This is a genomic window from Curtobacterium poinsettiae, assembly GCF_025677645.1.
Lineage (GTDB): Bacteria > Actinomycetota > Actinomycetes > Actinomycetales > Microbacteriaceae > Curtobacterium > Curtobacterium poinsettiae_A.
In genome coordinates this window covers 2,075,063-2,088,547 of sequence record NZ_CP106879.1, presented here as the reverse complement: position 1 = coordinate 2,088,547, position 13,485 = coordinate 2,075,063, and the positions used below count along the sequence as shown (strand labels likewise).

Annotated in this window: 11 protein-coding genes; 2 read left to right on the top strand and 9 right to left on the bottom strand. The window is 70.8% G+C overall.

Going from position 1 to position 13,485, the window contains the following annotated elements:
* Nucleotides 1-10: 10 nt before the first annotated feature.
* From cydC to OE229_RS09960, 9 genes are all read right to left on the bottom strand, one after another.
* Nucleotides 11-1,699, bottom strand: a complete 1,689-nt coding sequence (gene cydC / locus OE229_RS10000) for a thiol reductant ABC exporter subunit CydC (RefSeq protein ID WP_262137790.1) — start codon at nucleotides 1,697-1,699, stop codon at nucleotides 11-13.
* A complete protein-coding gene (gene cydD, locus OE229_RS09995; protein ID WP_262137788.1) occupies nucleotides 1,696-3,378 on the bottom strand; it encodes a thiol reductant ABC exporter subunit CydD in 1,683 nt (560 codons plus the stop codon). Before cydD ends, cydC begins: the two co-directional genes overlap by 4 nt.
* A 10-nt stretch (nucleotides 3,379-3,388) precedes the next feature.
* Nucleotides 3,389-4,393, bottom strand: coding sequence for a cytochrome d ubiquinol oxidase subunit II (gene cydB, locus OE229_RS09990; protein ID WP_259577551.1), 1,005 nt, complete (start codon nucleotides 4,391-4,393; stop codon nucleotides 3,389-3,391).
* Between the two features lie 16 nt (nucleotides 4,394-4,409).
* Nucleotides 4,410-5,822: a cytochrome ubiquinol oxidase subunit I gene (locus OE229_RS09985; RefSeq protein ID WP_262137784.1), complete on the bottom strand. Its 1,413-nt coding sequence runs from the start codon at nucleotides 5,820-5,822 to the stop codon at nucleotides 4,410-4,412.
* Nucleotides 5,823-6,107: 285 nt separating this feature from the next.
* Nucleotides 6,108-7,031: an ABC transporter substrate-binding protein gene (locus OE229_RS09980; protein ID WP_182066662.1), complete on the bottom strand. Its 924-nt coding sequence runs from the start codon at nucleotides 7,029-7,031 to the stop codon at nucleotides 6,108-6,110.
* Entirely contained in the window at nucleotides 7,028-7,756 is a 729-nt protein-coding gene (locus tag OE229_RS09975) for an ABC transporter permease (RefSeq protein WP_182066663.1), read from the bottom strand. The genes OE229_RS09980 and OE229_RS09975 overlap by 4 nt, the downstream gene beginning before the upstream one ends.
* Nucleotides 7,753-8,469 carry an ABC transporter permease gene (locus tag OE229_RS09970; RefSeq protein ID WP_182066664.1) on the bottom strand — a complete coding sequence of 239 codons (717 nt, stop codon included), beginning with the start codon at nucleotides 8,467-8,469 and terminating at the stop codon, nucleotides 7,753-7,755. The genes OE229_RS09975 and OE229_RS09970 overlap by 4 nt, the downstream gene beginning before the upstream one ends.
* Nucleotides 8,466-9,392, bottom strand: a complete 927-nt coding sequence (locus OE229_RS09965) for an ABC transporter ATP-binding protein (RefSeq protein WP_182066665.1) — start codon at nucleotides 9,390-9,392, stop codon at nucleotides 8,466-8,468. Before OE229_RS09965 ends, OE229_RS09970 begins: the two co-directional genes overlap by 4 nt.
* A 228-nt stretch (nucleotides 9,393-9,620) precedes the next feature.
* On the bottom strand, nucleotides 9,621-10,268 hold the full coding sequence (locus tag OE229_RS09960) for a TetR/AcrR family transcriptional regulator (protein WP_182066666.1): 648 nt from the start codon (nucleotides 10,266-10,268) through the stop codon (nucleotides 9,621-9,623).
* Between the two features lie 139 nt (nucleotides 10,269-10,407).
* Between OE229_RS09960 and OE229_RS09955 the strand changes: the two genes are divergently transcribed.
* Both OE229_RS09955 and OE229_RS09950 read left to right on the top strand, forming a co-directional pair.
* On the top strand, nucleotides 10,408-11,472 hold the full coding sequence (locus tag OE229_RS09955) for an App1 family protein (RefSeq protein WP_182066667.1): 1,065 nt from the start codon (nucleotides 10,408-10,410) through the stop codon (nucleotides 11,470-11,472).
* 78 nt (nucleotides 11,473-11,550) lie between these two features.
* Nucleotides 11,551-13,482, top strand: a complete 1,932-nt coding sequence (locus OE229_RS09950) for a glycoside hydrolase family 15 protein (RefSeq protein WP_262137779.1) — start codon at nucleotides 11,551-11,553, stop codon at nucleotides 13,480-13,482.
* Nucleotides 13,483-13,485: the final 3 nt, after the last annotated feature.

The window sequence follows — 13,485 nt, the reverse complement described above, 5'->3', positions numbered from 1 at the left end:
GCCCGTCGGCTCACCCGGCGAGCAGGCGTCCGTCCCGCATCCGCAGGGTGCGGTCGACCAGGTCCGGTGCCACCGGGACGTGCGACACGATGACGACCGTCCGACCCGCCGCGCGGGCCGTGGTGACGAGGTCGCGCAGCACGGTGTCGCCGAGGTCCGGGTCGATGTCGGCGGTCGGTTCGTCGAGCACCAGCACCGGGAACGCGTGCAGCAGCGCGCGGGCGAGCGCGAGGCGGTGTGCCTGGCCGCCGGACACGAGCACGCCGCGTTCCCCGACCGAGGCGTCCAGCCCGCCGCGCCGGACGACCCAGTCCCCCAGGCCGACCCGGTCGAGCACGGCGAGCAGTTCGTCGTCGGTCGCGGTCTCACGGGCGAAGAGCAGGTTCTGCCGCACCGACTGGTCGAACACGAACGGGTCCTGTTCGATCAGGCCGACCCGGGCCCGCACCGCGTCCGGGTGCATCGCCTTCGCCTCGACGCCGTCGAGCGTGTAGGACCCCTCGTGCTCCACGAACCGGACGAGCGCGTCGACCAGGGTCGACTTGCCGGCACCACTCGGCCCCTGGAGCACGACGACCTCGCCGGGGGCGAGCGTGAACGAGATCCCGTCGACCGCGGGCTCAGCCGCCCCCGGCCAGCGGACGGTCAGGTCGTGGACGGCGAGTGTGACCGCGCCCTCGACCACGAGCGACGCCGGGTCGGCGTCCTCGTCCGGCTCGGGGACGATGCCGTCGGGCACCTCGGCGGGCACCACTTGCTCCACCCGGTCGGCCGCAGCACGCACCCGTCGGAGCGTCAGGACGGCGAGCGGGACGGTCCCGACGACCTCGAAGAGCGCGAGCGGCACGAAGACCGCCAGTGCCCAGAGCGGACCGTCGAGCGCCCCGGACACCACGGCAGGCGCACCGACGGCGAGGGTCCCGATCACGGCACCGCCACCGACCAGGCCGACCAGGGCACCGACGAGCGACTCGACCGTGCCACGGCGCCGGACGGCCCGGGTGACGCCGGCGTCGAGCCGGGCGATGTGCGCGAGCCGTTCGTCGAGGGTGCCGTACGCGGCGAAGACGTCGAGCGTCCGGACGGTGTCGAGCACGAGGTCCGCGACCCGGCCCCGGTCGGCGGCGGTCTCGCGGTCCGAGCGCTCGGCGATCACCCGGGTGACGATCGTGCCGACCAGGGCCGCGACCGCCAGCGCGAGGACGAGCACGAGCGCCGCCGGCACCGACACGAGCGCCACGGCGACGACCGACAGCACCGCGACGACCCCGGCGGAGACGAGCGGGCCGACGACGCGGATCGGCAGGTCCTGCAGCCGGTCCGTGTCGGTCACCAGCCGCGTCATGAGGTCGCCGCGTCCGGTCCGTCCGAGTCCGGCGGGCGCGATCGACGCGAGCCGCCGGTACATCTCCGTCCGCACCACGGCCAGTTGCCGGAACGAGGCGTCGTGCCCGGCGAGCCGGTCGACGTAGCGCAGCACGGCACGCCCGAGCGCGAAGGCGCGCACGCCGACCATCACGAGCGTCAGGTACAGGATCGGCGGGTGCTCGGCGGCGCGGGTGATCAGGTAGCCGCTCGCGGCGAGGAGCGCGACGGCGCAGAGCGCGCTGAGCGATCCGGCGGCGACCGCCTTCGCCCAACCCGACCCGTGCGGCATCGCGAGCCGCAGGACGGAGCCACCACGGGCCTCCCGGCTCATGCGCGCACCCCCCTGCGGACCGTCACGGACCCGCCGGCGCGGACGTCCACGCGGACGTCCGCCGCGGCGACGACCGCGGGTCGGTGGCTGGCGACCACGACGACGGCGCCGTCGGCCGCCAGGCCACGAACGGCCGCGATGACCCGCGCCTCGGCCTCGGCGTCCAGCGCGGACGTCGGCTCGTCGAGCAGGACGAGCGGGGTCTGCTCGCGGCGCGCCCGGTAGAGCGCGCGGGCGACGGCGACGCGCTGTGCCTGGCCCCCGGACAGTCCGCTGCCACCGGCGCCGACCGGGAGGCCCGGGTCGAGTCCCAGCCCCGCGTCGCCCAGAGCGGTGCGCACGTCGGCGTCGTCGGGGGTCGCGCTGAGCGCGACGTTCTCGGCGATCGTCCCGCGGACGAGACGCGGCCGCTGGTCGGCCCACGTGGTGCGCTCGGCGACGGAGGCACCGGCCGGGCCGGGCACGGTGACGACGCCGTCGTGCGGCAGGACGCCGCGGAGTGCGGCGATGATGCTCGACTTGCCGGAACCGCTCGGGCCGGCCAGCACGACCACGGTGCCGGGCTCGGCGCGCAGGTCGAACGGCCCGATCACGACGTCGGGTCGGCGGACGGTGAGCCCGCGGACGTCGAGCCCCCGGACGTCCACCGCGGTGGCGGGTGCTGCGGTGTCCGTGTCGGTCCCGCTGCTGCCGGTCGCGGACGACGATGCGGCCTCGTCGTCGGCGAGCACGTCGAGCACCGCGGCCGAGGCCTCGACGCCGTCCTGGGCGGCGTGGAAGTCGGCGCCGACCTGGCGGACGGGGGCAAAGGCCTCCGGTGCGAGCACGAGCACGAACATCGCGGCGCCGAGGCCGAGTGAACCGTCCACCAGGCGGATGCCGATCGAGACGGCGACCAGTGCGACGGACAGGCTCGCGGCGAGCTCGAGCGCGAAGCCGCTCACGAACGACAGCCGGAGCACGCCGATCGTGCCGCGGCGGTACTCGTCGGTGACCGCCGCGATGCGACCGACCTGGCGGCGTGCACGGCCGAAGACCTTGAGCGTGGCGAGCCCCTCGACGGCTTCGGTGAAGGCGGCACCGAGCTTCGCGAGGGCGTCCGACTGCTTCCGCTGCAGCGACTGCGTCGCCAGGCCGATCAGGATCATGAAGACCGGGATCACCGGCAGGGCGAACAGGATGATCAGCCCGCTCGTCAGGTCGCCGAGGCCGATCGCCACCAGGAGCATCGGCGTCGCGATCGCGGTGAGCGCGAGCTGCGGCAGGTACCGGCCGAAGTAGGCGTCGAGTGCGTCGAGCCCGGGGCCGAGCGTGGTGGCGAAGCCGGCGCTCGACCGACCGGCGAGCCACGACGGACCGCGCTCGGCGGCGCGGGCGAGCACCGTCGTCCGCATCTCGCTCTTCACCGTCGCCGCAGCACGGGCCGCCAGGTCGTCGGTGGCCCACGCGGCCACCGCACGCAGGACGAACGCCCCGCCGAGCAGCGCGAGCGCCTGCCCGAACGCCGCTGGAACCCTGCCGTCGCGGACGGCGTCGACCCCGAGGGTGACGGCCGCAGCGATCCCCCACGCGATCGCGATGGTCGCGAGCGTGCGGAGGACTCCCGTGCCGGCGGCGGCGACGATGAAACCGCGCGCCGTCCGGGACAACCGCAGGAGTCGGGGGTCGAGGGGCTTCATCGTCGTCCGCCTAGTGCGCGGCCGCGGTGACCTGGGCGCGGGAGACGCGCTTGCGGAACACCCAGTAGGTCCAGGCCTGGTACGCGAAGACCAGGGGCACGAAGATCAGCGCGACCCAGCTCATCACGGTCAGCGTGTACGACCCGGACGAGGCGTTGTACACGTTCAGGCTGTTCGCGACGTCGTTCGAAGCCGGCATGACGTCGGGGAAGATCGCCGTGAACATCGCGAGCACGATCGCGGCGATGGTGATCGCCATCAGGGTGAAGGCACGCCCCTCCTTGCCCCAGGCGTTGCAGAGCACCGCGAGCACCAGGGCCAGGGCGGCGACCACGGAGAGCACCAACGAGGCCGGGGTGGCCCGGACGAAGGCCATCGACACCAGGAACACGGCGCCGACCACGATCGTGACGATGCCGGCCCGGGTCGCCAGGCGCTTGGCGCGGACGCGGATCTCGCCCTCGGTCTTCAGCGCGACGAAGACGACCCCGTGGGTGAAGAAGACCAGCAGCGTCGCGACACCGGTCAGCAGCGCGAACGGGTTGAGCAGGTCGAAGATCGTGCCGGTGAAGTTGTGCCCGGCGTCCATCGGGACGCCACGGACGACGTTGCCGAACGCGACGCCCCACAGGAACGACGGCACGGCGCTGCCGACGATGATCATGAGGTCGAAGCGGCGCTTCCACGCGAGGTGCTTGTTCTGGTGCCGGTACTCGAACGACACCCCTCGGACGATGAGTGCAGCGAGGATGAGCAGCAGCGCCAGGTAGAACCCGGAGAACATCGTGGCGTACCACTCCGGGAACGCCGCGAACAGGCAGGCCCCGGCGACGATGACCCAGGTCTCGTTGAGGTCCCAGACCGGGCCGATGGTGTTGATCAGGACCCGACGGTCGGTGTCGTCCTTGCCGAGGAACGGCAGGGACATACCGACACCGAAGTCGAATCCGTCGAGGACGAAGTAGCCGACGAAGAAGACGCCGACGATCGCGAACCAGAGAACGGGGAGATCCATCAGGCAGCGTCCATTTCTAGTAGACCGTCACTTCGTGCTTGACCTCGCCGGTCTCCTCGTCGACCTCGTCCGGGTCGGCGGGCCCCTCTTGCGCGACCTTCTTGATGAGCTTGAACTCGACGACGGCCAGCGAGCCGTAGATCAGGGTGAAGACCAGCAGCGAGATGAGGACCTCGAGTCCGGTCACGTTCGGCGACACACCGTCCTTCGTCCGGAGCAGCCCGAACACGAGCCACGGCTGGCGGCCCATCTCGGTGAAGACCCAGCCGACGATCATCGCGGCCATCGGCAGCGGCACCGTCCAGGTGGCGATGCGCCACACCCAGCGCTGCGTCGGGAACCGGCCCTTGCGGGTCAGCCACAGCCCGACCAGCGAGACCATGACCGCGCCGACACCGAGGGCGATCATCCAGCGGAACGACCAGTAGGTGACCCAGATGATCGGCTTGTAGTCGCCGGGGCCGTACACCTGCGTGTACTGCGCCTGCAGGTCGTTGATGCCCTCGACCGTGCCGTTGAACGTGTGCGTCGACAGGAACGACAGCAGGTACGGCACCCGGATCGAGAACAGCTCGTGCACGCCGTCGGGGGTGCCGAGCGTGAAGATCGAGAACGAGGCGTCCTTGCCGGTCGCGGTGTTGTACAGCGCCTCGGCCGCCGCCATCTTCATCGGCTGCGTGTCGACCATCGTCAGTCCGAGCTGGTCGCCGGTCAGGACGGTCAGCGCCCCCGCCGCGAGCATCGTCCACATGCCGAACTTGAGCGCCGGCATCATCGTCTCGAGGTTCTGGTTGCGGGCCAGGTGGTAGGCCGCGACCGAGATGATGACCGCCGCGGCGACCATGAAGCAGGCGAAGAGCGTGTGCGGGAAGGCGGCCAGGGCGACCTTGTTGCCGAGCACGGCCCAGATGTCGGTGAGCTCCGCACGGCCCTTTGCCTCGTTCATCGCGAAGCCGACCGGGTGCTGCATGAACGCGTTCGCGGCGATGATGAAGTACGCCGACATGATCGTGCCCGCGCAGACGCACCAGATGCTCGCCAGGTGCAGGCCCTTGGGCAGGCGGTCCCAGCCGAAGATCCAGATGCCGATGAAGGCCGCCTCGAAGAAGAACGCCAGGATCCCCTCGAGCGCGAGCGGTGCACCGAAGACGTCACCGACGAAACGTGAGTAGTTCGACCAGTTCATGCCGAACTGGAACTCCTGCACGATGCCCGTCACGACACCCATGGCGAAGTTGATCAGGAAGATCCGCCCGAAGAACCGCGTCAGCTGCAGGTAGTGCGCGCGGCCGGTCCGGTACCAGGCGGTCTGGAACACGGCCACCACGGCTGCCATGCCGATCGTCAGCGGGACGAAGAGGAAGTGGTAGATGGTCGTCAGACCGAACTGCCACCGCGACAGGAGGAGCGGATCGAGGAGGTCGTTCATGCGGCGATTCCGAGACGGGTGGCCGCGCGCTGTTCGTGCACGTCAGTTGCTTCCTGTGGAACGGATACATCAGGTGTCACAGCCCTTGGGACACCCCAACGCTATCGCCTCGGACTCCACTTCGACAACTTGTAGAACCGGTACGTGCACAAACGTGCAAGCGCTCTGCACGGCACAACCGTGCGGCACGGATGTTCGCATCGGCCGCCCCGTGAACGACGACAGGCGCCGGGTGGATACCCGACGCCTGTCGCTCAACTGCGAGGTGCAGTGGCGGTGCAGTGGTTACAGCAGACCCTCGGCCTCGAGCCAGTCCTCGGCGATGGTGGACGCCTTCTCCTTGTCGGCCGTGCTCTTGGTGTTGAGCTCGATCAGGGCATCCGTCGTGAGCTTCTCGTTGACCGAGTCGATCGCGTCGGCCGCCTTCTCGTCGACCTTGTCGGAGACGACCGGGATGACGTTCTGCGGGAGGATCAGGTTCTCCGGGTCCTCCAGCGTGACGAAGTCGTTCGCCTTGATGCTCGGGTCGGCCGTGTAGATGTCGGCCATCTGGACGGTGCCGTCCTTGAGCGCCTTGACGGTGAGCGCCCCACCGGAGTCCTCGATCGCCTTGAAGTCGACGTCGACGCCGTAGACCGACTTGAGTCCCTTCGGGCCGTAGGGACGCGTCTGGTTCTCGGAGTTCGCGCCCATGGTGAGCTTCTCGTCGACGTTCTTCAGTTCGGCCAGGCTCGTGACGTCGTTGTCCTCGGAGAACTTCTTCGTGACGGTGTAGCTGTCCTGGTCGGTCGCGTCGGCCTCGTCGAGGACGCGGAGGCCCTTCGGCAGGGCCTTGTCGAGCCCGTCGTCGATCTGCTCGGCGGTCTTCGCGTCCGAGTTCTTGTCGAAGTACTGCAGCAGGTTGCCGCTGTACTCCGGCATCACGTCGATCGCGCCCTTCTCGAGCTGCGGGATGTAGACCTCGCGCTGCCCGATGTTGAAGTTGCGCTTCACGTCGAAGCCGTCCTTCTCGAGGACCTGGGCGTAGAGCTCTGCGATGATCTCGTTGGAGTAGTACTGCTGCGAGCCGACGACGATGGTCTTCGAGTCGGACGAGCCGCTGGACCCGCTGTCGAGCGGGTCGCTCGACGCGCAGCCGGCCAGGGCGGCTGCGACGCCCAACGCCATCGCGGCGGCGACGCCGGCGCGGATCTTGGGTGCTGTGATCACGAGGGATTTCCTTCCGGGAGGGGATTGCGGGCTCGCTCGCGCGACCCCTGGCGCTGTCGAGCCGACGGGTCCGCGGTGCCCTTCGGCACCGCCGCCCGCTGCAGCACGGCGAACACGATCTCGAACGCGATCGCGAGCGCGATCACGAGGATGGAGGCGCCGAGCATCTCGGCGTAGTCCTGGGTCTTCAGCCCGAGGAAGAAGTAGCCGCCGAGGCCACCGGCGCCGACGTAGGCGGCGAGTGTCGCCGTGGCGACGACCTGCAGCACCGCGGCGCGGATCCCGCCGATCAGCAGCGGCAGCCCGAGCGGGATCTCGACCTTCCACAGGATCTGCCAGCCGGTCATGCCCTGGGCCTTCGCGGCGTCGACGACGCCGGGGTCGACGGACTCGACACCGGAGTACGCGCCGGCCAGGACCGACGGGATCGCCAGCACGACGAGCGCGAGCAGGGGTGCCTGCAGACCGATCCCCAGCAGCAGGGCGAAGAGCGAGAGCACACCGAGCGTCGGGAGCGCTCGGACACCGCCCGACACCGCGATCGCGAACCCACGGGCTCGACGCGTGTGCCCGATGGCGTACCCGACGGGCACGGCGATCACCGAGGCGATGAGCACCGCGAGCAGGGTGATCCAGACGTGTTCCCAGAGTCGCGCGGGGATGGCGTTGAAGCTGCCGTAGTTCGCGGGGTCGAACACCCACGCGAAGGCCTGACCGATGATCACGAGGAGACCTCCGCTGCTTGCAGGACCCGGCGGGCCTGGCGACGCGACACCGAGTTCGTCCGGGTCCACGGCATCACCAGCCGCCCGAGCAGCACGAGGAGGCCGTCCAACGCGAAGGCGAGCACGAGCACCATGACGATGCCGGAGAGGATCTCCTCGTAGATCCCACGCCCCAGGCCGTCGGTGAACAACAACCCCAGACTCGGGATGCCGAGGACCGCGCCGACGGTGGTGAGCGAGATCGTGGACACCGAGACCACTCGGAGCCCGGCGAGCAGGACCGGGCCGGCGAGCGGGAGCTCGACCCGGAAGAACCGCTGCGCCGGCGAGTAGCCCATGGCGGTCGAGGCGGACTTGGTCTCGGCGTCGACCGAGGTCAGGCCGTCGACCGTTGACCGGACCATCAGCGCGAGGCCGTACAGGGTCAGGCCGATGACGACGTTGACCGGGCTCTGCAGACCGGTGCCGATGATGCTCGGGAGCGCGACGAACAGGGCGAGCGACGGGATGGCGTACAGCAGGCCGGCGAGGGTGACGATGCTGCTACCCACACCCGACGCGAAGCGCGACCCACCGGGGCGTTGGAGCCGGACCACCAGCCACCCGATCGGGATCGACAGCAGGAACGCGACGATGATCGGCGGGATCGCGATCGCGAGGTGGGACAGCGTGTTGTCCCAGATCGTGTCGAGGTTCGCCAGCACCCACTTCACCGGGTGCCCCCACCCTGCGCCGGAGCACCCGGTGCGTCGTGGGACGCTCCGGCCTCTGCTGCTCGGGCGTCGGACTGCGGCACGGCCGCGGCGGCGTCGACGACCCCGACCGGGCCCGTCAGCACACCGGCGGCGCGGCCGTCACCGTCGACGACGATCGGACCGGTCGGGGTCTGCTCGACACGGAGCGCGCGGCGCCCGCGACCGGCGCCGATGAACGTGGCGACGAAGTCGTCGGCCGGTGCGGCGAGGATCTCGGCCGGCGTCCCCTGCTGGGCGATCTCGCCGCCCTTCTTGAGGATGACGACCTGGTCGCCGAGCTTGAACGCTTCGTCGATGTCGTGCGTCACGAACACGACGGTCTTGCCGAGTTCACGCTGCAGGCGGATGAGCTCGTCCTGCAGGTCGTTGCGCACCAACGGGTCGACCGCACCGAACGGCTCGTCCATGAGCAGGATGTTCGGGTCGACGGCCAACCCGCGGGCCACACCGACGCGCTGCTGCTGGCCGCCGGAGAGCTGCGAGGGGTAGCGGTCGGCGAAGGCGCGGTCGAGGCCGACGGTGTCCATGAGCGCGAGGGCGCGCTCGCGCGCATCGGCCTTGGAGACGCCGGTCAGCAGCGGGACGGTCGCGATGTTGTCGACGACCTTCCGGTGCGGCAGGAGTCCGGAGTTCTGCATGACGTACCCGATGTGGCGACGGAGCTCGACGGGGTTGATCCCGGCGACGTCGGAACCGTCGATCTCGACGGTCCCGGAGGTGGGGTCGACCATGCGGTTGATCATGCGGAGCAGCGTGGTCTTGCCACAGCCGCTGGATCCGACGAAGACGGTGGTGGTCCGGGACGGGATGACCAGATCGAAGTGCTCGACCGCAGTCGTGCCGTCCGGGTAGGTCTTGCGCACCGAGCGGAACTCGATCATGGGGTGCCCTTCTGTTCGGAGGTAGCCCGACTCCGGATGAGAGTACCCGGGGGTTCCGACATCGGTTCGGTCGCGTCGCCGCGTGACGGGTTTCGGACCACCGGCCGCTCCGGGGTCACCACCGACGCGGCGCGATCCAGCGGGGACGACGACGCCCGCGCCTCGGTGTTCGGAGGCGCGGGCGGGTCGGTTCGGTTCCCGGCGTGTCGCGCTGGGCCGACCGGATCGTCAGGACGCGGCGATCACCGATTCCAGGTGCGCACGGTTCATCCGGCGGTACTCCTCGATCAGCTCCGTGTCGGGGTGCTCGCGGTCGCGGTGCGCCCGCGCCAGCACCGCGTGACCGGACTCGGCGAGGACGACCCAGGCGCGGGTGATGCGCTCGTCGTCCGGGAGACCGAAGCGGTCGCGCATGATCTGGCCGACGGTCGCACCCAGCGCCCCCATGCGGTCCTCGGCGTCGCCCGTACCGGTGTCCGCCGGGTCGCCGAAGCGGATGGCTCGGAAGCCGGGCTCGGTGCGGTACATCTCGGCGGTCAGGTCGATGAGCGCGTCGTTGGCGTCCTGCCAGATCTCGGCGCCGCTGGCGTCGAGCGCCTCGACGAAGCGCGAGGCCAGCCGCTGGGTGCAGCGGATCGCGAGTGCCTCGACCACGGCGATGCGGTCCGGGAAGTACCGGTAGACGGTGCCGATCGACGCCCCCGCGCGCTCGGCCACCATGGCGGTCGTGAGCCGTTCGAACCCGATCTCGTCGATCACCGCGGCTGCGGCGTCGAGGAGGCCGGCGAGGCGCGCCGAACTGCGGGCTTGGACCGGCTCGTTCCTGAGCAGTGATGATCCCCCCGGCAGAGCGTTCGTTACCTCGGTGACGAGCACGTGTTCTCCTCTTGCGCTCCAGCGCGGTTGGTTGGTGTGACGGGGACAACTTTCGCAGAACGCGCCTGGAACGTGGCTGCGACTCACCAGTTCCGCGGAGCGCGCGGGTTTCGTCAGGCGCACATGGGATGATGACGCCATGCCCGACCCGACGCCCCACGAGCCGTCGTTGGCCGAGCCGCTCCTGCACCGCGCGGCCCGCATCGAGGACGCCGTCCAGGAGTTCCGCGAGCACCGTGCACGCCGTCGCGGACTCGTCCCCACGGTGGTCCCGTACACCGGTTACGGCGCGCCCGGTTGGGTGCGCATCCTGTGCCGTGTGCTGCTAACGCGCCGGGGGCTCGCCTCCGACGTCTCCTACGCGGGCGTCCGCGGCTGGAAGAGCTTCACGAGCGTCGCCGTCGACCACGCCGAGGTCACCGTCACCGCCGGCGGGGTCTCCCACGTGGTGGAGACCGACCGTGGCGGCGTCGTCGACACCATCGTCCCGATCGACCTCGAGCCCGGCTGGCGCACGGTGCGGCTGTCGGCAGGCGGTGGACGCGACGTCGAGGCCGACGTGTTCGTCGTCCACCCGGACACCCGCTTCGGGCTGTTGTCCGACATCGACGACACCGTCATGGTGACCTCGCTCCCCCGGCCCATGCTCGCCGCCTGGAACTCGTTCGTCCTGACCGAGCACGCCCGCCGCCCGGTGCCGGGCATGTCCGTGCTGTACGAGCGGATCCTCGCGCAGCACCCCGGTTCCCCGACGGTCTACCTGTCGACCGGGGCGTGGAACGTCGCCCCGACGCTGCAGCGCTTCCTGTCGCGCAACATGTACCCGTCCGGCACGCTCCTGCTCACCGACTGGGGCCCCACACACGACCGGTTCTTCCGCAGCGGCCAGCTGCACAAGCAGGAGAACCTCCGGCGGCTCGCGAAGGACTTCCCGGACATCCGATGGCTCCTGGTCGGCGACGACGGACAGCACGACGAGAGCCTCTACGGCGACTTCTCGCGCGAGCACCCGGACAACGTCGCGGGCGTCGCCATCCGGCAGCTGTCCACGAGCGAGGCGGTCCTGGCCGGCGGTCGATCACGTGCACAGGAACGCTCCCGTGACTCGTCGGCGCCCTGGGTGTACGCACCGGACGGCGCCGGCCTGTGGAGCGAGCTCGCGCGGGTCGGAATCATCGAGTCCGACGCCTCCGACCCGGCCTGAGCGACCCTTCATCACGATCTCGGGTCAGAGCCCCCGACGCTGCCCGCGGCGCTCGGGCATCGGGTGTTCGATCGGTCCATGAGCACCGAGCCGGCCGCACCGCCCACAGCTGCACCGCACACAGCTGCACCGCACACACCGCCGAACCGCATCGAGGACCACGCCCTGATCGGCGACACCGGCACCGCTGCCCTGGTCGGCCGTGACGGGACCATCGACTGGGCGTGCCTGCCGCGCTTCGACAGCCCGTCCACCTTCGCGTCGCTGCTCGGCACCGAAGACCACGGGCACTGGACCCTGCGGCCCGTCGACGACGACGCCACCGCACAGTGGCACTACCACGGCGACACCCTCGTGCTCTCGACCGTCTGGACCACCCGCGACGGCGTGGTCGAGGTCACCGAGTTCATGCCCGTCGGCGCGCACCGGCCCTCGATCGTCCGGCGGGTGCGTGGGCTCCGCGGCAGCGTCGAGCTCCGGCAGACGCTCCGGATCCGGTTCGACTACTCGCGGGCCCTGCCGTGGATCCGGCAGATCGGGGACGAGGTCGAACCGGCGCTGCTCGCGACGGCCGGTCCCGGCTCGGTGATCGTCCGTGGGCCGCGGTTCCGAGCCGATGACCACCGGCACACCGCCGTCACGACGATCCACGACGGCGACGTGCTCGACACGGTGCTCACCTGGTACCCGTCGCACCGCGAACCACCCGAGCCGCTCGACGTCGACGCGGCCCTCACGCACACCATCTCGTGGTGGACGTCGTGGACCGCTCCCGCACGGACCCCCGGTCGCTACGCCTCCGCCGCTCGACGGTCGCTGGTGTTCCTCCGCGCGATGACCCACGGCGACACCGGTGGCGTCGTCGCCGCCGCGACCACGGGCCTGCCGGAGGACCCGGGCGGCGAACGCAACTGGGACTACCGGTACGTGTGGCTGCGCGACGCCTCCCTCGCGCTCGCCTCGCTCATCGCCCACGGCTACCGCGACGAGGCCACGCACTGGCGGGGCTGGCTGCTGCGCGCGATCGCCGGCGACCCCGCCGACGTGCAGATCATGTACGGCATCGCCGGCGAACGCGAGCTCCCCGAACGCGAACTACCCGAGCTGCCCGGGTACCTCGGGTCGACGCCCGTGCGGGTCGGCAACGGCGCCTCGACGCAGTACCAGGGCGACGTCTTCGGCGAGGTGCTCGCGGCGCTGCACGACGCACGCGAGCTCGGGGTCGAGGAGAACGCCGACTCCTGGGCGCTGCAGCGGGCGCTGCTCGGCTACGTCGAGGAGCACTGGCAGGAGCCGGACAACGGCATCTGGGAGATGCGCGGCCCGCGGCGCAGCTTCACGCACTCGCGGGTGATGATCTGGGCCGCGTTCGACCGCGGGGTCGCAGCGGTCGAGGAGTTCGGCCTCGAGGGACCGGTCGACCGCTGGCGCACCCTCCGCGACACCGTCCGCGCCGAGATCGAGGAGCACGGCTGGAACGCCGAGCGCGGTTCGTTCCGCCAGCACTACGACACCGACGAGGTCGACGCGAGTCTGCTCGTCCTGCCGCAGGTCGGGTTCTGTCGCGCCGACGACCCCCGGATGACGGGCACCGTGCGCGCGATCGAGGAGGACCTGCGCGTCGGCGCCGACGGCCTCGTGCTCCGCTACCGTACGACCGCCGGCTTCGACGGGCTGTCCGGTGCCGAACACCCGTTCCTGGCCTGCTCGTTCTGGTTGGTCGAGCAGTACGCCGCCTCCGGCCGGGTCGAGGACGCCGAGCACCTGATGGACGTCCTCGTCGGGTACGCGAACGACGTCGGCATGCTCTCCGAGGAGATCGACGTCGCCACCGGACACCACATCGGCAACACCCCGCAGGTGCTGTCGCACCTGACCCTCGTGTCGGCAGCGGACGCCATCGAGCGCGCCCGTGGCGCGACCGTCGGGCACCGCACGCGGTTGCCCGTCCACGACGGCGGCACGCGGTCGTGGACGGGCGAGGGTGAGCGCGCCGGCTCCCCCGCCTGACGC

What these genes read in the sequence shown, in the direction of transcription:
- OE229_RS09965 (WP_182066665.1), bottom strand. Translation starts at nt 9,392, where the DNA reads ATGATCGAGTTCCGCTCGGTGCGCAAGACCTACCCGGACGGCACGACT.
- OE229_RS09950 (WP_262137779.1), top strand. Translation starts at nt 11,551, where the DNA reads ATGAGCACCGAGCCGGCCGCACCGCCCACAGCTGCACCGCACACAGCT.
- OE229_RS09985 (WP_262137784.1), bottom strand. Translation starts at nt 5,822, where the DNA reads ATGAACGACCTCCTCGATCCGCTCCTCCTGTCGCGGTGGCAGTTCGGT.
- cydC (WP_262137790.1), bottom strand. Translation starts at nt 1,699, where the DNA reads ATGAGCCGGGAGGCCCGTGGTGGCTCCGTCCTGCGGCTCGCGATGCCG.
- cydB (WP_259577551.1), bottom strand. Translation starts at nt 4,393, where the DNA reads ATGGATCTCCCCGTTCTCTGGTTCGCGATCGTCGGCGTCTTCTTCGTC.
- OE229_RS09955 (WP_182066667.1), top strand. Translation starts at nt 10,408, where the DNA reads ATGCCCGACCCGACGCCCCACGAGCCGTCGTTGGCCGAGCCGCTCCTG.
- cydD (WP_262137788.1), bottom strand. Translation starts at nt 3,378, where the DNA reads ATGAAGCCCCTCGACCCCCGACTCCTGCGGTTGTCCCGGACGGCGCGC.